Origin of the sequence: Pseudomonas frederiksbergensis (genome assembly GCF_017114915.1) — a bacterium.
GTDB classification, from domain to species: Bacteria; Pseudomonadota; Gammaproteobacteria; order Pseudomonadales; family Pseudomonadaceae; genus Aquipseudomonas; species Aquipseudomonas frederiksbergensis_I.
Map to the genome: position 1 here is coordinate 17053 of NZ_JAAUOE010000018.1, position 18575 is coordinate 35627.

At 59.6% G+C, this 18575-nt stretch carries 15 protein-coding genes; 10 read left to right on the plus strand and 5 right to left on the minus strand.

Annotated elements, in window-relative coordinates:
* Both prpF and prpD read left to right on the plus strand, forming a co-directional pair.
* Positions 1-1191, plus strand: a complete 1191-nt coding sequence (prpF, locus tag HCU66_RS14750; RefSeq protein WP_205889172.1) for a 2-methylaconitate cis-trans isomerase PrpF — start codon at positions 1-3, stop codon at positions 1189-1191.
* A 145-nt stretch (positions 1192-1336) separates the two neighbouring features.
* Entirely contained in the window at positions 1337-2821 is a 1485-nt protein-coding gene (gene prpD, locus HCU66_RS14755; RefSeq protein WP_205889173.1) for a 2-methylcitrate dehydratase, read from the plus strand.
* 93 nt (positions 2822-2914) lie between these two features.
* On the opposite strand, the gene ppsR is transcribed toward prpD, so the two are convergent.
* Entirely contained in the window at positions 2915-3733 is an 819-nt protein-coding gene (gene ppsR / locus HCU66_RS14760; protein WP_205889174.1) for a posphoenolpyruvate synthetase regulatory kinase/phosphorylase PpsR, read from the minus strand.
* 184 nt (positions 3734-3917) lie between these two features.
* Between ppsR and ppsA the strand changes: the two genes are divergently transcribed.
* The 8 genes from ppsA (at position 3918) to HCU66_RS14800 (ending at position 12043) form a co-directional block, all read left to right on the plus strand.
* Positions 3918-6293, plus strand: coding sequence for a phosphoenolpyruvate synthase (gene ppsA / locus HCU66_RS14765; protein WP_205889175.1), 2376 nt, complete (start codon positions 3918-3920; stop codon positions 6291-6293).
* Between the two features lie 96 nt (positions 6294-6389).
* Complete coding sequence (locus tag HCU66_RS14770; protein ID WP_205889176.1) at positions 6390-7379, plus strand: alpha/beta fold hydrolase; 990 nt, start codon at positions 6390-6392, stop codon at positions 7377-7379.
* A 191-nt stretch (positions 7380-7570) separates the two neighbouring features.
* Positions 7571-8062 (plus strand): ribonuclease E activity regulator RraA, encoded by a 492-nt coding sequence (gene rraA, locus HCU66_RS14775; protein ID WP_205889177.1) that lies wholly within the window; start codon positions 7571-7573, stop codon positions 8060-8062.
* Between the two features lie 26 nt (positions 8063-8088).
* Positions 8089-9084 carry a zinc transporter ZntB gene (locus tag HCU66_RS14780; protein ID WP_205889178.1) on the plus strand — a complete coding sequence of 332 codons (996 nt, stop codon included), beginning with the start codon at positions 8089-8091 and terminating at the stop codon, positions 9082-9084.
* Positions 9085-9147: 63 nt separating this feature from the next.
* Entirely contained in the window at positions 9148-9396 is a 249-nt protein-coding gene (locus tag HCU66_RS14785) for a hypothetical protein (protein WP_020801096.1), read from the plus strand.
* 2 nt (positions 9397-9398) lie between these two features.
* Positions 9399-10223: a mechanosensitive ion channel family protein gene (locus HCU66_RS14790; protein ID WP_205889179.1), complete on the plus strand. Its 825-nt coding sequence runs from the start codon at positions 9399-9401 to the stop codon at positions 10221-10223.
* Positions 10224-10310: 87 nt separating this feature from the next.
* Positions 10311-10901: an RNA polymerase sigma factor SigX gene (gene sigX / locus HCU66_RS14795; protein WP_017337463.1), complete on the plus strand. Its 591-nt coding sequence runs from the start codon at positions 10311-10313 to the stop codon at positions 10899-10901.
* Positions 10902-11008: 107 nt separating this feature from the next.
* On the plus strand, positions 11009-12043 hold the full coding sequence (locus tag HCU66_RS14800; protein ID WP_205889180.1) for an OmpA family protein: 1035 nt from the start codon (positions 11009-11011) through the stop codon (positions 12041-12043).
* Positions 12044-12128: 85 nt separating this feature from the next.
* Here HCU66_RS14800 and cobA read toward each other — a convergent pair whose 3' ends face one another.
* Genes cobA through nirB form a run of 4 tightly spaced genes read right to left on the minus strand, consistent with a single transcriptional unit; the run spans position 12129 to position 18388 of the window.
* Positions 12129-12893: a uroporphyrinogen-III C-methyltransferase gene (gene cobA / locus HCU66_RS14805; protein WP_205889181.1), complete on the minus strand. Its 765-nt coding sequence runs from the start codon at positions 12891-12893 to the stop codon at positions 12129-12131.
* A 10-nt stretch (positions 12894-12903) separates the two neighbouring features.
* Complete coding sequence (locus HCU66_RS14810) at positions 12904-15621, minus strand: nitrate reductase (protein WP_205889182.1); 2718 nt, start codon at positions 15619-15621, stop codon at positions 12904-12906.
* Positions 15621-15938: a nitrite reductase small subunit NirD gene (gene nirD / locus HCU66_RS14815; protein ID WP_007902067.1), complete on the minus strand. Its 318-nt coding sequence runs from the start codon at positions 15936-15938 to the stop codon at positions 15621-15623. The genes HCU66_RS14810 and nirD overlap by 1 nt, the downstream gene beginning before the upstream one ends.
* Positions 15935-18388 carry a nitrite reductase large subunit NirB gene (gene nirB / locus HCU66_RS14820; protein ID WP_205889183.1) on the minus strand — a complete coding sequence of 818 codons (2454 nt, stop codon included), beginning with the start codon at positions 18386-18388 and terminating at the stop codon, positions 15935-15937. Before nirB ends, nirD begins: the two co-directional genes overlap by 4 nt.
* Positions 18389-18575: the final 187 nt, after the last annotated feature.

An 18575-nucleotide genomic window follows, 5' to 3' on the forward strand; every position in this document is an offset into this window, starting at 1 on the left:
ATGGCTCACTTACCTCAAGTCAAGATTCCCGCCACCTACATGCGCGGCGGCACCAGTAAAGGCGTGTTCTTCAGCCTCAAGGATTTGCCTGAAGCGGCGCAGGTTCCTGGCCCGGCTCGCGATGCTTTGTTGCTGCGGGTGATCGGCAGTCCCGATCCGTACGAAAAGCAGATCGACGGCATGGGCGGAGCGACGTCCAGCACCAGCAAAACCGTGATCCTGTCGAAAAGCATCAAGGCCGATCACGACGTCGATTACCTGTTCGGTCAGGTCTCCATCGATAAGCCCTTCGTCGATTGGAGCGGCAACTGCGGCAACCTGTCGGCGGCGGTCGGTTCGTTCGCCATCAGCAACGGTTTGGTGGACGCCAGCCGCATTCCGCACAATGGTGTGGCGGTGGTGCGCGTGTGGCAGGCCAACATTGGCAAGACCATCATCGCCCATGTACCGATCACTAATGGCGAGGTTCAGGAAACCGGCGATTTCGAACTCGACGGCGTGACCTTTCCGGCGGCCGAAGTGCAGCTCGAATTCATGGACCCGGCGGCGGAAGAGGAGGGCGGCGGTGGTTCTATGTTCCCCACCGGCAATCTGGTGGATGACCTCGAGGTGCCGGGCGTCGGTACGCTCAAGGCAACCTTGATCAACGCCGGCATTCCGACGATTTTCATTAACGCTAAAGACATCGGCTACACCGGCACCGAGTTGCAGGGCGCGATCAACAGTGACCTGGAGGCTTTGGCAATGTTCGAAACCATCCGCGCTTACGGTGCGCTGCGCATGGGCCTGATTCAACACTTGGATGAAGCCGCCAAGCGCCAGCACACGCCGAAGGTCGCGTTCGTCGCCCCACCTGCGGATTACATTGCGTCCAGCGGCAAGAAAATCGCAGCCACCGACATCGACCTGCTGGTGCGCGCCTTGTCCATGGGTAAGCTGCACCACGCCATGATGGGCACCGCAGCGGTGGCCATCGGCACGGCGGCGGCGATTTCCGGCACCCTGGTCAACCTGGCGGCGGGCGGCATCGAACGCAACGCCGTTCGCTTCGGCCACCCGTCCGGCACCCTGCGCGTGGGCGCCGAGGCTAGCCAGGTCAACGGTGAATGGACCGTGAACAAAGCCATCATGAGCCGCAGTGCGCGGGTGTTGATGGAAGGGTACGTTCGTGTGCCGGGGGATTCTTTCTAAATAACGCATATCCCCCTATAGGAGCTGGCTTGCCAGCGAAGAGGCCGTCACATTCAACATCATTGTTGCCTGTTCTACCGCCTTCGCTGGCAAGCCAGTTCCTACAGGGGATTTCATTTCAAAACACGAATTCGGTGAATCGAACATGAGCGCCAACGTCGACCTGAACACCCGCCCCGACTACGACACGGTCCTGCAGGACATCGCCGACTACGTCCTCAACTTCAAAATCGATTCCCCAGAAGCGCTTGATACCGCCCGCAATTGCCTGATGGACACCCTCGGCTGCGGTCTGCTGGCCTTGCGATTCCCCGAATGCACCAAACATCTGGGGCCGATCGTCGAAGGCACGATCGTTCCTTTCGGCGCCCGCGTGCCGGGCACCAGTTACCGTCTCGATCCGGTCAAGGCCGCGTGGGACATCGGTTGCATCGTCCGTTGGCTCGATTACAACGACACCTGGCTCGCCGCCGAATGGGGCCATCCGTCCGATAACCTCGGCGGTATTCTCGCGGTGTCTGATCACCTGTCGCAAAAACGCCTGGCCAATGGTGATGCACCGCTGACCGTTCGCGCGGTGCTGGAAGCCATGATCATGGCTCACGAAATTCAAGGCGTGATCGCCCTGGAAAACTCGTTCAACCGCGTCGGCCTCGATCATGTAATTCTGGTGAAAGTCGCCTCGACCGCCGTCACCGCCAAACTCATGGGCGCCAACCGCGAGCAACTGTTGTCGGCGTTGTCCCATGCCTTTGCCGACGGCCAGGCGCTGCGCACTTACCGCCATGCGCCGAACGCCGGGTCGCGCAAATCCTGGGCGGCGGGGGATGCGACCAGTCGAGGCGTACGGCTGGCGGACATCGCAATGCGTGGTGAAATGGGCATCCCCGGCGTACTGACCGCCAGGCAGTGGGGGTTCTACGACGTGCTGTTCAGCCACACCAACAACGACCTGGCGCTCAAGCCTGACGAAAAGCGCGCCTTCGGCTTCCCCCGGCCGTTCGGTAGCTACGTGATGGAAAACGTGCTGTTCAAGATCAGCTTTCCCGCCGAGTTTCACGCTCAAACCGCCTGCGAGGCGGCCGTCACCCTGCATCCATTGGTCAGGAACCGCCTGCACGAGATCGACAAGATTGTCATCACCACTCACGAATCGGCGATCCGCATCATTTCCAAGGTCGGTCCGCTGGCCAACGCCGCGGACCGCGATCACTGCCTCCAGTACATGACCGCCGTACCCCTGGCGTTCGGCAATCTGGTGGCCGAGCAGTACGAGGATGACTTCCATGCCGCGCACCCGATTATCGATGTGCTGCGCGACAAAATGGTCATCGTCGAAGACCCGCGCTTCACCCGTGAATACCTGGAGGCGGACAAACGCTCCATCGCCAACGCGGTGCAGGTGTTCTTCAAGGACGGTTCCAACACCGATAACGTGATGGTGGAGTACCCGATCGGCCATCGCCGTCGCCGTGCCGACGGCATCCCGTTGCTGGAGGAAAAATTCAAGGCCAATCTGGCGACGCGCTTCACGGCTCAGCGAAGCGCCGAGATCCTTGCGTTGTGCAAGGACCCGGCAGCGCTTGAGGCGATGCCGGTGAACCGGTTTGTGGATTTGTTGGTGATCTGAAAGCAGCTTCGAGCGGCCAGCTTCAAGCGGCAAGTAAAAGCACGCGTTTGACTCTGCTTGCAGCTTGAAACTTGCAGCTTGTGGCTGCTCCCCTTACTTAAATCGCCGCTCCACACCTTTCTCCACCAGAATCTTCGCCGAAATCTCTTCCACCGAGAAATGCGTGGAATTGATGTGCGGAATGTTCTCGCGGCGAAACAGATTCTCCACCTCGCGCACTTCGAATTCGCACTGCGCGTAGCTCGAATAACGGCTGTTGGGCTTGCGCTCGTTGCGGATCGCGGTGAGGCGGTCCGGGTCGATGGTCAGGCCGAACAGCTTGTGCTGGTGGGCGCGCAGGGCGCTCGGCAGTTGCAGACGCTCCATGTCGTCTTCGGTCAGCGGATAGTTGGCCGCGCGGATACCGAATTGCATCGCCATGTACAAACACGTCGGCGTTTTGCCGCATCGCGACACGCCTACTAGTATCAGGTCGGCTTTGTCGTAATAGTGCGTGCGGGCGCCATCGTCATTGTCGAGGGCGAAGTTCACCGCCTCGATGCGCTCCATGTAATTGGAGTTGTGGCCGATGGAGTGGGATTTGCCGACCGTGTAGGAAGAATGCTCGGTCAGTTCCTGTTCAAGGGGCGCCAGGAAGGTCGAGAAAATGTCGATCATGAAACCATTCGACGTTGCGAGAATCTCACGAATGTCCTGATTGACAATGGTGTCGAAAATAATCGGACGAAAACCATCGTTTTCGGCGGCTTTGTTGATTTGTTGTACCATGGCCCGCGCTTTATCTGCGTTGTCGATGTACGGCCGTATGATTTTGCTGAAGGTAATGTTTTCGAACTGCGCCAGCAGGCTTTGGCCAAGGGTTTCGGCCGTAATACCCGTGCCATCGGAGATAAAGAAAGCGGATCGTTTCATTTGCACCTTGGGCCTTAAGTGAGTGTCCTGTTGTAACGATTCTTGGATATAGTAGGCGCGATTTGTCGGCCGCCAATGGCCCGCATTCTCACTTATTTTCCAGGTCCAGGCCATACAGCCGGCAAAGGCTCCCCCGAGTCGCCGGTTTCTGAGCTTTTCCAACACAGTTAGTGGAGAGATCACCTTGGTAGAGTACGTAGTTTCCCTCGATAAGCTCGGCGTCCATGATGTAGAGCATGTGGGGGGCAAGAACGCATCCCTTGGCGAGATGATCAGTAACCTTGCAGGTGCCGGTGTATCGGTGCCCGGTGGCTTTGCCACGACAGCTCAGGCTTATCGTGATTTTCTGGAACTGAGCGGCTTGAACGATCAGATCCACGCCGCCCTCGATGCCCTGGACGTCGATGATGTCAACGCTCTCGCCAAGACCGGCGCCCAGATCCGTCAATGGATCATGGAAGCCGAGTTCCCCGAGAAGCTCAACGCCGAGATCCGCACCGCGTTCGCCACGCTGTCGGCCGGCAACCCTGACATGGCCGTGGCCGTGCGCTCTTCCGCTACCGCCGAAGACCTGCCGGACGCTTCCTTCGCCGGTCAGCAGGAAACCTTCCTGAACATCCGTGGTGTCGAAAACGTCATTCGCGCCGCCAAAGAGGTGTTCGCCTCCCTGTTCAACGACCGCGCCATTTCCTACCGCGTCCACCAGGGCTTCGACCACAAGCTGGTGGCTCTGTCGGCCGGTGTGCAGCGCATGGTCCGCTCCGAAACCGGCACCGCCGGCGTGATGTTCACCCTCGATACCGAATCGGGCTTCCGTGACGTGGTGTTCATCACCGGCGCCTACGGCCTGGGTGAAACCGTCGTACAAGGCGCGGTGAACCCGGATGAGTTCTACGTCCACAAAGGCACGCTGCAAGCCGGTCGCCCGGCCATCCTGCGTCGCAACCTGGGCAGTAAAGCCATCAAGATGATCTACGGCGACGAAGCCCGCGCCGGTAAATCGGTCAAGACCATCGACGTGGACAAGGCCGATCGTGCGCGTTTCTGCCTGACCGACGCCGAAGTCAGCGAGCTGGCCAAGCAGGCGATGATCATCGAGAAGCACTACAAGTGCCCGATGGACATCGAATGGGCCAAAGACGGCGATGACGGCAAGCTCTACATTGTGCAGGCCCGTCCGGAAACCGTGAAGAGCCGCACCCAGGCCAACGTCATGGAACGTTACCTGTTGAAAGAAACCGGCACCGTGCTGGTGGAAGGTCGCGCCATCGGCCAGCGCATCGGCGCCGGCAAGGTGCGGATCATCAAGGACGTGTCCGAGATGGACAAAGTCCAGCCGGGCGACGTTCTGGTTTCCGACATGACCGACCCGGACTGGGAACCGGTCATGAAACGCGCCAGCGCCATCGTCACCAACCGTGGCGGCCGTACCTGCCACGCGGCGATCATCGCTCGCGAGCTGGGCATCCCGGCCGTGGTCGGTTGCGGCAACGCCACCCAGCTGTTGCAGGACGGCCAGGGCGTGACCGTGTCCTGCGCTGAAGGCGACACCGGCTACATTTTCGAAGGCGAACTGGGCTTCGACATCAAGAAAAACTCCGTGGATGCCATGCCGGAGCTGCCGTTCAAGATCATGATGAACGTCGGCAACCCGGACCGCGCATTCGACTTCGCGCAACTGCCGAATGCCGGTGTGGGCCTGGCCCGTCTGGAATTCATCATCAACCGCATGATCGGCGTGCACCCTAAAGCGCTGTTGAACTACGACGGCCTGCCGCAGGAAATCAAGGACAGCGTCGACAAGCGCATCGCCGGTTACAACGACCCGGTCGGCTTCTATGTCGACAAACTGGTCGAAGGCATCAGCACCCTGGCGGCGGCGTTCTGGCCGAAAAAGGTCATCGTGCGTCTGTCGGACTTCAAGTCCAACGAATACGCGAACTTGATCGGCGGCAAGCTCTACGAGCCGGAAGAAGAGAACCCGATGCTGGGCTTCCGTGGCGCTTCGCGTTACATCAGCGAATCGTTCCGTGACTGCTTCGAACTCGAATGCCGCGCCCTCAAGCGCGTGCGTAACGACATGGGCCTGACCAACGTTGAAATCATGGTGCCGTTCGTCCGTACCCTGGGAGAAGCGAGCCAGGTGGTCGATCTGCTGGCCGAAAACGGTCTGGCCCGTGGCGACAACGGTCTGCGCGTGATCATGATGTGCGAACTGCCGTCCAACGCGATCCTGGCTGAAGAGTTCCTCGAGTTCTTCGACGGCTTCTCCATCGGCTCCAACGACCTGACCCAGCTCACCTTGGGCCTGGACCGTGACTCCGGGATCATCGCGCACCTGTTCGACGAGCGAAATCCTGCGGTCAAGAAGCTGCTGGCCAACGCCATTGCCGCGTGCAACAAGGCCGGCAAGTACATCGGCATCTGCGGTCAGGGCCCTTCGGACCACCCGGACCTGGCCAAGTGGCTGATGGAGCAGGGCATCGAAAGCGTTTCGCTGAACCCTGATTCCGTGCTGGAAACCTGGTTCTTCCTGGCTGAAGGTCAGGCTTCGGCTTGACGTGTTGAGTGAAGAGGCCGGTCGGTGAGCGGCCTCTTTAGGATTCAAGTAGGGCGGGCTCCATTTGGATGCCGCCCTTTTTTGTGCAAGAGCATTATGCAAAGCAGCAGCAACCTATTTCCTGTCGCCCTGATCAGCGCCGAGCGGCGCGGTGATCTGAGCGAAGACGTCTATCGTTTGAAACCCGGCAACAGCCCCGACGGCACCGTCGAACTGGCTGTGACGCGCCTGGGCATGGCCGATGAGCCGGCGGTGCGTGGCGTGCCGGTGATTCTGTTGCACGGCAGCTTTTCCAATCGGCGGTTCTGGTTCTCTCCCAAAGGTTTGGGCCTGGGCGCTTATCTGACGCGCCTGGGATTCGATGTGTGGATTCCGGAAATGCGCGGCCACGGCCTGTCTCAGCGCAATCAGGGCTATCGCCAGAACCGCGTCGCCGACTATGCGCGTTACGATTTGCCGGCCATTGGCGCATTCGTGCGCGAGCAAAGCGGCCAGATCCCGCACTGGATCGGTCATTCGCTGGGCGGCATTACCCTGGCCGCGGCATTGGGCGGTCAATACCTGGGCGAGCCCGTCGTGGCTTCTGCGGCGTTTTTCGGCACGCAGGTCAGCCGCACCTACTGGCCGTTGAAATTTCCGCCGGTGGAGTGGAGCGGGCGCTTCATTCTCAAGCGGTTTGCCCAACTGTCGGGTTCACGGCTCAAGCGCGGCCCGGAGGACGAGCCGATAGGCCTGGCCCTGGAAAGCATGCGCTGGTATGGGCTGTTCGGTCGTTTTGGCGATGCCGACAAAGACTGGTGGGCGGGTTTGGCTGACGTGCAACTGCCGGTACTGGCCGTGAGTGCCGCGGGCGATCATCAAGACCCGACCTGGGCCTGCCGCAAGCTGTTCGATCAAGTCGGCTCCGAGCACAAGCAGTTCATCACCCTTGGCCGCGAGCAAGGCTTTGGCGATAATTTCGGGCACGTGGAAATGCTGGTCAGCAAGGCTGCGCAGACTGAAGTCTGGCCGTTGGTGGCACGCTGGCTGGCGGATCAACAGACGCCTTTGCTGGGTGGAAAGCCGGATTTGGCTGCTGCGATTTGAGCTTGGTGCTCTAACAAGGGCATTTCGTTCGGATCGGCTTGCGGCTAAGATGTGACGCGCTGAGTGGTTCTGGTCACTTTGAGTGACTGAATCGGTCGTGATGTTCGTGCGAGCGGAGTGATTTACACCGCCCGACCCTGGCCCGAGTATGCTGCATACTCGATTGTCTTCCTTGTTACAGGAGTTTTTCGATGAACCATTACCTCACGCCTGACCTGTGCGATGCCTATCCGGAGCTGGTGCAGGTGCTGGAACCGATGTTCAGCAATTTCGGTGGCCGTGATTCGTTCGGCGGCGAAATCGTGACCATCAAATGTTTCGAAGATAACTCGTTGGTCAAGGAGCAAGTCGAGCTCAAGGGCAACGGTAAAGTGCTGGTGGTCGACGGCGGCGGCTCCCTGCGCCGCGCACTGATGGGCGACATGCTGGCCGAGAAAGCCGCGAACAACGGTTGGGAAGGGCTGGTGATCTACGGTTGCATCCGCGACGTCGATGTCATCGCGCAAACCGATCTGGGGGTTCAGGCCCTGGCCAGTCACCCGATGAAAACCGACAGGCGCGGTGTTGGCGATCTCAACGTTGCCGTGACCTTCGCGGGTGTGACGTTCCATCCGGGCCACTACATCTACGCGGACAACAACGGCGTGATCGTTTCGCCAAGCCCGCTTGCAATGCCTGAATAAAGCACCGTATCAACCAAGGGGTGAGGATGTTCGAGGAAGAAAACGCGCAATGGGGGCTGGTGCATGCCCTGGTGCTGGATGGTAAAGGCGGTGCGCGTTCGATAGCCCGGACTGAACTCGATGACTTGCAGCTGCAGGCCCATGAAAGCCTGTGGCTGCACTGGGATCGCAGTCACCCGCAAACCCAGACCTGGCTGCGAAAATCCAGCGGGCTGAGTGAATTCAGTTGCGACTTGCTGCTTGAAGAGAACACCCGACCGCGTCTTTTGCCGCTGCCGGACTCTGAACTGCTGCTGTTTCTGCGCGGGGTCAACCTGAACCCGGGCGCGGAGCCGGAAGACATGGTCTCGGTGCGGATCTTCGGTTCGGCCCAGCGGGTGATTTCCCTGCGTCTGCGGCCGTTGCGCGCCACCGAAGAGTTGCTGGTGCAGCTGGCCGACGGCAAAGGGCCGAGAACCGCCTCCGAACTGATCCTCTATATGGCGCAATACCTCACCAACAAGGTGCAGGATCTGGTCAGCTGCCTCTCGGAAATCGTCGATGAGGAAGAAGAAAAGCTGGATGCCGACGAACGGTACACGCCCGAACATGGCGCCGTTTTGCAGATCCGTCGCAGAGCCGCTGCACTGAAGCGCTTTCTGGCGCCGCAGCGAGATATTTTCGGTCAGCTGACGCGGATAAGACTGCCATGGTTCTGTGAAGACGATGGTGATTACTGGAACGAATTGAACAACAGCCTGACCCGCTATCTCGAGGAGCTGGAATTGACCCGGGAGCGTGTGGGGCTGGTCCTGGAAGCTGAAGACCGGCGTTTGAGCGTGCGCATGAACCGCACGATGTACCGCTTCGGGATCATCACCGGGATCTTTTTGCCGATGAGTTTTCTGACTGGTCTTCTGGGCATCAACGTCGGCGGTATTCCGTTCTCTGCCAGCCCTTACGGGTTCCTGATCGCTTGTCTGTTGATGGTTTCGGTGGCGCTGGGGCAGTGGTGGTTATTCCGACGTTTGCGCTGGGTCTGACAATGAGCCATGTGACCCGAGCAAATTTGACCGCGTCTTTCACAGATATCACGAGAGGTGCGTATGCACGATCCGTTTGAACAGTCTTTGCGTGACATGCTTAAAGCTTCGCCGTCCACCCGTGACGACGATGCTTGTCTGGGGCGTGTGCTGAAAACCGCCAACCGCCAGGTCGGTGCCGGCGATCTGTTCAGCCTGCTGGGCCGTTGGCTGCCCGCGCTGATGATCGCCCTGAATAACGGATCGGCCCATGTCGCGCCGGTTTCCCGTCTGCGTAAACCTACTGCTCGCACTGCTGATAAGGCTGATTGAATATGGAACTAGATCTCTGGACTCAGAGCCTCGTCACTGCAATGACTGCGTTGTGGACCAAAGTTGCGAACTTCATTCCGAACCTGTTTGGCGCACTGGTTGTACTGCTGCTGGGTTTTGTCGTGGCCAAGCTGCTGGACACGCTGCTCTCCAAATTGCTCGCCAAACTGGGCCTCGATCGCCTGATGGGGGGTACCGGGCTGACCAAATTGATGTCCCGCGCCGGCCTCCAGGTGCCTATTTCGACGCTGATCGGCAAAATCGTCTACTGGTTCGTTCTGCTGATTTTTCTGGTTTCTGCCGCAGAATCCCTTGGACTTGAGCGAGTTTCGGCTACGCTGGACATGTTGGCGCTGTATTTGCCGAAAGTATTCGGCGCGGCGCTGGTGCTGCTGGTCGGTGTCTTGCTGGCGCAACTGGCCAATGGGCTGGTGCGTGGCGCGGCAGAAGGCGTAGGGCTCGATTACGCCGCGGGTTTGGGGCGGATTGCCCAGGGCCTGGTGATCATCATCAGTATTTCGGTTGCGATCAGCCAGTTGGAGGTCAAAACTGACCTGCTTAACCATGTGATCGTGATCGTCTTGATTACCGTTGGTCTGGCGGTTGCGCTGGCGATGGGATTGGGAAGCCGGGAAATTGCCGGTCAGATTCTTGCGGGAATCTATGTGCGCGAGTTGTATCAGGTTGGGCAACAAGTGCGTGTTGGCGAGGTCGAAGGTCAGATCGAAGAGATCGGCACGGTTAAAACCACCGTGCTGACCGACGAGGGTGAGCTAGTCTCTCTTTCGAATCGGATTCTCTTGGAGCAGCATGTGAGTAGCCGCTAACCCGGCAAATCCTGCTAATGTATGCCGCCGCAAAAATGCCCTGAAGGGCTGCGGCGGACATTGACCTGACTGTCGGCCCGACTTGTTTTGAATAAAGCTCAATCGCTCTCCACGCGCTACGACCCCCGCGAGCTCTCTGATGAGGAGTTGGTCGCGCGCTCGCACACCGAGCTGTTTCACGTAACGCGCGCCTATGAAGAACTGATGCGGCGTTACCAGCGGACATTATTTAACGTTTGTGCACGGTATCTCGGGAACGATCGTGATGCAGATGATGTCTGTCAGGAGGTGATGTTGAAGGTGCTGTACGGTTTGAAGAACTTTGAGGGCAAATCGAAGTTCAAGACCTGGCTCTACAGCATCACGTACAACGAATGCATCACGCAGTATCGGAAGGAACGGCGTAAGCGTCGCTTGATGGACGCATTAAGTCTGGACCCCCTTGAGGAAGCGTCTGAAGAAAAGGCGCCGAAACCCGAGGAGAAGGGCGGGCTTGATCGCTGGCTGGTGTATGTGAATCCGATCGACCGTGAAATTCTGGTGCTACGATTTGTCGCAGAGCTAGAGTTTCAGGAGATCGCAGACATCATGCACATGGGTTTGAGCGCAACAAAAATGCGGTACAAGCGCGCTCTAGACAAATTGCGTGAGAAATTTGCAGGCATCGCCGAAACTTAGTTCGGCGCAAATATCTCTTACGTGTAGGCAAGTTCTGATAGACTTGCCGCCGAGTTGTCCCCCGGTTTGCGGGACTGCTTCACAATCACCAGATGGGGATTTAACGGATGAAACTGAAAAACACCTTGGGCTTGGCCATTGGTTCTCTTATTGCCGCTACTTCGTTCGGCGCTCTGGCACAAGGCCAAGGCGCAGTTGAAATCGAAGGCTTCGCCAAGAAAGAACAATTCGACAGCGCTCGTAACTTCAAGAACAACGGCAACCTGTTCGGCGGTTCGATCGGTTACTTCCTGACCGACGACGTTGAACTGCGTCTGGCCTACGACGAAGTGCACAACGTACGTGCCGAAGACGGCCGTAACATCAAGGGCTCCAACACCGCTCTGGATGCTCTGTACCACTTCAACAACCCGGGCGACATGCTGCGTCCGTACGTATCGGCTGGTTTCTCCGATCAAAGCATCGGTCAGAACGGCAAAAGCGGTCGTAACGGTTCCACCTTCGCCAACGTTGGCGGCGGTGCCAAGCTGTACTTCACTGAAAACTTCTACGCCCGTGCTGGCGTTGAAGCTCAGTACAACATCGACCAGGGCGACACCGAGTGGGCTCCAAGCGTTGGTATCGGTGTGAACTTCGGTGGCGGCTCCAAGCCTGCTGCTGCTCCAGTTCCAGCACCAGCTGAAGTGTGCGCCGACAGCGACAACGATGGCGTTTGCGACAACGTTGACAAGTGCCCTGACACCCCAGCCAACGTAACTGTTGACGCTGATGGCTGCCCGGCAGTTGCTGAAGTTGTTCGTGTTGAGCTGGACGTGAAATTCGACTTCAACAAGTCGGTAGTCAAGCCTAACAGCTACGGCGACATCAAAAACCTGGCTGACTTCATGAAGCAGTACCCATCCACCACTACTGTTGTTGAAGGTCACACTGACAACGTCGGTCCTGACGCTTACAACCAGAAACTGTCCGAGCGTCGTGCAAACGCCGTTAAGCAAGTTCTGACCAACCAGTACGGTGTTCAGTCGTCCCGCGTTCAGTCTGTTGGCTACGGCGAATCCCGCCCAGTTGCTGACAACGCCACTGAAGCTGGCCGCGCTGTAAACCGTCGCGTAGAAGCGAAGGTTGAAGCTCAAGCTAAGTAATTAGCTCGCAGCTCTGGAAAAGCCCGGCTCAGGCCGGGCTTTTCTTTGTCTGCGATTTGATGATGAGGGGTTGGATCAGGCAGGTTCAGGCTGATTGATTGGCCGTCATCGCGGGCAAGCCAGGCTCCCACAGCGATGACGTTGCACGGGCTGCCACGGTTCCGATCACTAAGATGGCTGGGCTTTTCAATTCAAAGGCGCAGGCATCGTCTTCCATCGCCGTCAGGTTGCTCCGGCATTCCCGTTGGTGCGGCAGTGAAGCATTTTCGATCATCGCCACGGGTGTATCAGCTGCCATTGCGCCGGCCAGCAGTTGCTCGCGAATTTCACTGAGCTTCGCCACGCCCATGTAGATCACCAGCGTGGTGCCGCCTTGAGCCAGGGCCTGCCAGTTCAGGCTGCTGTCATCCTGAGTGTGCGCCGTCACCAGTGTCACGCCTCGCGCGACGCCCCGGAGCGTCAGCGGAATATCGCATTGGGTCGCGCCGGCAAGGCCAGCGGTGATGCCATTGACCAGCTCAACCTCGACGCCACGTTCACGCAACCACTGCGCCTCTTCACCGCCGCGGCCGAAGATGCACGGGTCGCCGCCCTTGAGCCGCACCACGCATTTGCCGTGGCGGGTATAACGCAGCATCAGGCGATGAATGAACGCTTGAGGCGTGGAGCGACAGCCGCCGCGCTTGCCCACAGGAATGATTCGCGCGCCAGGGCAATGCTCAAGCACCGCAGGATTGACCAGATCGTCGATCAACACCACGTCCGCTTCGCGCAACGCGCGAACCGCCTTGAGGGTCAGCAATTCAGGGTCGCCGGGACCCGCACCCACCAGCCAGACTTTTGCGCTCATAGTGTTTTCCTCACGAGGTGACGGCGACTGGCTGCGCGGTGGCGGCCAGCAAACGCTTGATTTCCGGGACGCAGGAGCCGCATTGCGTACCGCAGCCCAATTCTTGTTTCAAGCCCTGCAAGTCCAGGCCACGGCTGATGCCGGCACAGACCGCGTTTTGACTGACGTTCATGCAGTTGCACAGGGTTTTGGTGCCGGATGCCGGGACGCCAACGTTGCCTGGTGGCGCACTCAACGGTGCCAGCAGCCAACGGCGCAGCTGTTCGTCGGCGCGACCTTCGAGCCACAGGCTTTGCAGCCAATGTTGAGCGAGTGTTTCGCCAGCCAGGCGAATGGCGGTAATCCGGCCGTTCTCGATCCGTACCCGTTTGCCGATCGAGCGCCGAGGATCGTCATAGGCCAGCACCGGGCCGTCGTTGAGTTCCAGGCATTGATCGATATCACGCAACAGTTGCGGATCTGGCGCGGTGGCGTTGGCGGCGCGTATCAGCAGCGCAGGACGGTCACGGCCGGCCAGGCTGAGGCTGGCGTAGGAAAAAGCCTCACAGAGTGGTCGCAGCGTCTCCAGGTGCTGTTGAACATCGCCCTCGATCAGGGCGAAAAGCTGCCAGGGCAATTGCACAGGCTCGAGGCGCACACCGCTGTGTTTGAGTTCCGGTTGTTTCGACAATGGATCGAAGGCGGGAAGGGTAAGGGAATTCACGCCGCCCTTGAGAAAACGATCGCCCCAATGCATTGGCAGAAAGGCCTGGCCCGGACGCACGTTGTCGTCGCTGCTGACCGGCAGGATCACCGAGCCTCGACGGCTTTTCAGATTGATCAGATCGCCAGGTTGCAGACGATGCCGGCGCAGTTCATCCGGGTGCAGGCTCAACACGGCTTCGCTGACATGGCCGAACAGCTGCGCGGCGGTGCCGGTGCGGCTCATGCCGTGCCATTGATCACGCAGGCGGCCGGTGATCAGGGTCAGCGGGAAACGCGCATCACGTTGCTCCTTGGCGGCGCGATACGGGTCGGTCACGAACTGTGCACGCCCGCTGGCGGTCGGGAAAACCCCATCGAGGTACAACCGCGCCGTGCCTTCGCGGGCACCGGCGGGGAAGGGCCATTGCTGTGGACCGAGCTGGTCGATTAACTCATGACTGATTCCGGACAGATCGAGGTCGCGACCACGAGTCAGTTGTTTGTATTCGTCAAAGACCTGCGCCGCGGTTTCAAAGGCAAACAGGCTGGTGGCGCCGGGACGCAGATGTTTTTCCAGGCGCTGTGCGAAATCCACCGTGATTGCCCAGTCGGACCGTGCTTCACCGGGTGCGCCGATGGCCCGGCGGACGTGGGAAATGCGCCGCTCGGAGTTGGTGACCGTACCGTCCTTTTCGCCCCAGCTGGCGGCAGGCAGCAGCAGGTCGGCGAACGCGGCGGTTTCGGTGGTATGGAAGGCTTCCTGCAACACCACGAACGGGCAGGCTTGCAGTGCCTCGCGCACAGCGGTCTGGTCTGGCATCGACTGCGCCGGATTGGTGCAGGCGATCCACAGGGCTTTGATCTTGCCGCTGCGCATTTGCTCGAACAGTTCGATGGCCGTGAGCCCGGTGTTCTCGGGCAGTTGATCAACGCCCCAGTAGGCGGCCACTTGTTCGCGGTGTTCGGCGTTGGCCGCTTCGCGATGACCTGGCAGCAGGTTCGACAAACTCCCGGTTTCCCGGCCGCCCATGGCATTCGGCTGACCGGTCAGTGAGAAAGGTCCTGCACCGGGACGGCCGATTTGCCCGGTGGCCAGGTGCAGGTTGATCAGCGCGCTGTTCTTCGCGCTGCCGGCGGTGGACTGATTCAGGCCCATGCACCACAGCGACAGAAAACTCGGTGACGTGCCGACCCATTGCGCGCATTGCTGCAGCTGCTCGACGGTGATGCCACAGAGTTGCGAAACCATTGCCGGGGTGTAATCGCGTACCAGTTTTTTCAGCTCGGCCAGGCCTTCGGTGTGGGCCTTGATGAAGTCGCGGTCGATCCAGTCTTCCCACAACAACAGATGCAAAATCCCATGGAACAAGGCGACATCGGTGCCGGGCAGAATTGCCAGGTGCAGGTCAGCCAGATCGCAAGTGTCAGTGCGTCGTGGGTCGATGACGATGACTTTCATCTGTGGCCGGCGGGATTTGGCTTCTTCCAGGCGACGAAACAGGATCGGGTGGGCGTAGGCCATGTTACTGCCGACGATCATCACGCAGTCGCTCAGTTCCAGGTCTTCGTAGTTGCAGGGCGGAGCGTCGGCGCCGAGGCTGCGCTTGTAGCCGACCACCGCTGAAGACATGCACAGCCGTGAATTGCTGTCGATGTTGTTGGTGCCCACCAGCGCCCGCGCCAGTTTGTTGAAGGCGTAGTAATCCTCGGTCAGCAATTGCCCGGAGATATAGAACGCGACGCTGTCCGGGCCGTGCTCGGCAATAGTCTTGGCAAAGACGCTGGCGGCGTGATCGAGGGCGCTGTCCCAATCGGTGCGGCTGCGGGCCAAGCCCTTGCCCAGGCGCAGTTGTGGGTACAAGGCCCGGGCCGCCAAGTCGCCGGTCAGGTGCAGGGTCGAACCTTTACTGCACAATTTGCCGAAGTTGGCCGGGTGCGCCGGATCGCCGCTGACGCCGAGTATGCGCTCGCCGTCGTGCTCGATCAGCACGCCGCAGCCGACCCCGCAGTAGCAGCAGGTGGAGGCGGTGATTTGACGGTCCATCAGCTTGCTTCCCGCAGGGCCAAGAGCACCCGGCCATTCTCGACCCGTGCCGAGTGATGGTGGGCGCAGCCGATATCGGGGGCCTGGGCCTCGCCGGTTTCCAGGTCGATCTGCCAGTTGTGCAGCGGGCAGGCCACACGTTTGCCGTAAATCAAACCCTGGGACAGCGGCCCGCCCTTGTGCGGGCAGCGGTCGTCGAGGGCGAAAACCTCATCGTCGCTCGTACGAAAAATCGCGATGTCGCCTTTCGGGCCCGCGATGATTCGCGAGCCAAGGGTATTGATTTCTTCCAGTGCGCAGATATCCAGCCAGTTCATGCCGACACCTCCAGGTTCTTCACGGGAATGACCTCGAATTCTTTTTTCAGCAGCGGCTGTTCGAGGCGTTCCTTCCACGGGTCCTGTTCGAACGACAGGGAAAATTGCAGGCGATCGTTCAAGGCCTTGCGCCGCTCCGGGTCTTCCAGCACCGCTTTCTTGATGTGTTCCATGCCGACCCGTTGCAGGTAGTGCACGGTGCGTTCGAGGTAGAAGGCTTCTTCGCGGTACAGCTGCAGGAAGGCGCCGTTGTATTCGCGAACTTCTTCGGCGGTTTTCAGCTTGACGAAGAACTCCGCGACTTCGGTTTTGATCCCGCCGTTGCCACCGATGTACATCTCCCAGCCGGAATCCACGCCGATAATGCCGACGTCCTTGATCCCTGCTTCCGAGCAGTTGCGTGGGCAACCGGAGACGGCCAGTTTCACTTTGTGCGGCGACCACATGTTGAACAGGTCGTGCTCCAGCTCAATGCCCAATTGCGTGGAGTTCTGAGTGCCGAAGCGGCAGAACTCGCTGCCGACGCAAGTCTTCACGGTGCGGATGGATTTGCCGTAGGCGTGGCCGGACGGCATGTCCAGGTCTTTCCAGACGCCTGGCAGGTCCTGTTTTTTGATCCCCAGCAAGTCGATGCGCTGGCCGCCGGTGACCTTGACCATCGGCACGTTGTATTTGTCGGCCACGTCGGCAATGCGCCGCAGCTCTGAAGGATTGGTCACACCGCCCCACATCCGCGGGACTACAGAGTAAGTGCCGTCTTTCTGAATGTTGGCGTGTGCGCGTTCGTTGATCAGGCGCGATTGCGGATCGTCCTTGGCCTCGCCCGGCCAGGTGGAAATCAGGTAGTAGTTGAGCGCCGGGCGGCACGTGGCACAGCCGTTCGGGGTGCGCCAGTTCAGGTAACTCATGGTACCGGCGATGGTCAGCAGGTGCTGGTCGCAGATGGCCTGGCGGATTTGCCCGTGGTTGAGGTCGCTGCAACCGCAGATGGCTTTTTCGCTTTTCGGTTTGACGTCTGCCGCACCGCCCACGGTGTTGATCAGGATCTGTTCGACGAGGCCGGCGCAGGAGCCGCAGGAGCTGGCAGCCTTGGTGTGTTTCTTCACGTCGTCGACACTGAACAGCCCATGTTCCTGAATGGCTTTGACGATGGTGCCTTTGCACACGCCGTTACAGCCGCAGACTTCGGCGGTGTCGGCCATGCTCATGGCTTTGTCCTGACCTTGATGTCCTACATCGCCCAAGGCGTTTTCGCCGAACATCAAATGATCGCGGATCTCGCCGATGGCATGGTTCTCACGGATCTGCCGGAAATACCAACCGCCATCTGCCGTATCTCCGTACAGACAGGCGCCGACCAGCACGTCATCCTTGATCACCAGTTTTTTGTAAACGCCGCCGATCGGGTCGGAGAGGGTGATGGTCTCGGTGCCTTCGCCGCCCATGAAGTCGCCGGCGGAGAACAGGTCGATACCGGTGACTTTCAATTTGGTCGACGTCACCGAGCCCTTGTAAGTGGCGAAGCCCAGTTGGGCGAGGTGGTTGGCGCACACCTTGGCCTGTTCGAACAGCGGCGCGACCAAGCCGTAGGCGGTGCCGCGGTGGCTGGCGCATTCGCCGATGGCATAGACCCGAGGGTCGTAGGTTTGCATCGTGTCGTTGACCAGAATTCCACGGCTGCAAGGGATGCCGGCTTTTTCCGCCAGTTCGGTGTTGGGGCGAATGCCGGCGGCCATCACCACCAGGTCGGCTGGGATAATGTCGCCGTTCTTGAACTGCACCGAGCCGACCCGGCCATTGCCGGCGTCGTGCAGGGCTTGGGTCTGTTCGCACAGGCGGAAATGCAGGCCGCGGGCTTCCAGGGCGGTTTGCAGGAGTTGGCCGCTGGTTTTGTCCAGTTGGCGCTCCAGCAGCCATTCGCCGATGTGCACCACGGTGACGTGCATGCCCCGCAGCATCAGGCCGTTGGCGGCTTCAAGGCCCAGCAGGCCGCCGCCGATGACCACGGCGTGCTTGTGGGTCTTGGCGGTGTCGATCATCACTTGGGTGTCGGCAATGTCGCGGTAGCCGATCACGCCCTGCAAGGTATTGCCGGGGATCGGCAGGATGAACGGGGTCGAGCCGGTGGCAATCAGCAGGCGGTCGTATTCGGCCTCGGTGCCGTCTTCGGCAATGACCCGGCGTTTGACCCGGTCGATCTCCACCACTTTGCGGTTGAGCAGCAGCTTGATGTTGTTTTCCAGGTACCAGTCCAGATCGTTGAGCACGATCTCTTCGAACGTCTGTTCGCCGGCCAGCACGGGGGACAGCAGGATGCGGTTGTAGTTGGTATGGGGTTCGGCGCCGAAGACCGTGATGTCGTACAGCTCGTTACTCAGCTTGAGCAGTTCTTCCAGGGTACGAACCCCGGCCATGCCGTTGCCGATCATCACCAGTTTTAGTTTTTTCATCAGGTTCTCCGGGGAGCTCGGGCCTGCCTCATCAGGGCATTCAGGCCTTGCTCGACAAAATTTTGCGCAAACAAAAAAAGGCGTCCCGCTAGCTAACTAGCGAGGACGCCTTTGTCCTTGTCCCGTTCTCTCGGGCAGCGCAGCCTTCTACGTTGAAGGCTGGGCTTTATGTCTGTTGGGAAAGGTA

What these genes read in the sequence shown, in the direction of transcription:
- prpD (WP_205889173.1), top strand. Translation starts at nt 1,337, where the DNA reads ATGAGCGCCAACGTCGACCTGAACACCCGCCCCGACTACGACACGGTC.
- prpF (WP_205889172.1), top strand. Translation starts at nt 1, where the DNA reads ATGGCTCACTTACCTCAAGTCAAGATTCCCGCCACCTACATGCGCGGC.
- HCU66_RS14785 (WP_020801096.1), top strand. Translation starts at nt 9,148, where the DNA reads ATGCACGATCCGTTTGAACAGTCTTTGCGTGACATGCTTAAAGCTTCG.
- rraA (WP_205889177.1), top strand. Translation starts at nt 7,571, where the DNA reads ATGAACCATTACCTCACGCCTGACCTGTGCGATGCCTATCCGGAGCTG.
- HCU66_RS14810 (WP_205889182.1), bottom strand. Translation starts at nt 15,621, where the DNA reads ATGGACCGTCAAATCACCGCCTCCACCTGCTGCTACTGCGGGGTCGGC.
- HCU66_RS14770 (WP_205889176.1), top strand. Translation starts at nt 6,390, where the DNA reads ATGCAAAGCAGCAGCAACCTATTTCCTGTCGCCCTGATCAGCGCCGAG.
- nirD (WP_007902067.1), bottom strand. Translation starts at nt 15,938, where the DNA reads ATGAACTGGCTGGATATCTGCGCACTGGAAGAAATCAATACCCTTGGC.
- HCU66_RS14790 (WP_205889179.1), top strand. Translation starts at nt 9,399, where the DNA reads ATGGAACTAGATCTCTGGACTCAGAGCCTCGTCACTGCAATGACTGCG.
- cobA (WP_205889181.1), bottom strand. Translation starts at nt 12,893, where the DNA reads ATGAGCGCAAAAGTCTGGCTGGTGGGTGCGGGTCCCGGCGACCCTGAA.
- ppsR (WP_205889174.1), bottom strand. Translation starts at nt 3,733, where the DNA reads ATGAAACGATCCGCTTTCTTTATCTCCGATGGCACGGGTATTACGGCC.
- HCU66_RS14800 (WP_205889180.1), top strand. Translation starts at nt 11,009, where the DNA reads ATGAAACTGAAAAACACCTTGGGCTTGGCCATTGGTTCTCTTATTGCC.
- HCU66_RS14780 (WP_205889178.1), top strand. Translation starts at nt 8,089, where the DNA reads ATGTTCGAGGAAGAAAACGCGCAATGGGGGCTGGTGCATGCCCTGGTG.
- nirB (WP_205889183.1), bottom strand. Translation starts at nt 18,388, where the DNA reads ATGAAAAAACTAAAACTGGTGATGATCGGCAACGGCATGGCCGGGGTT.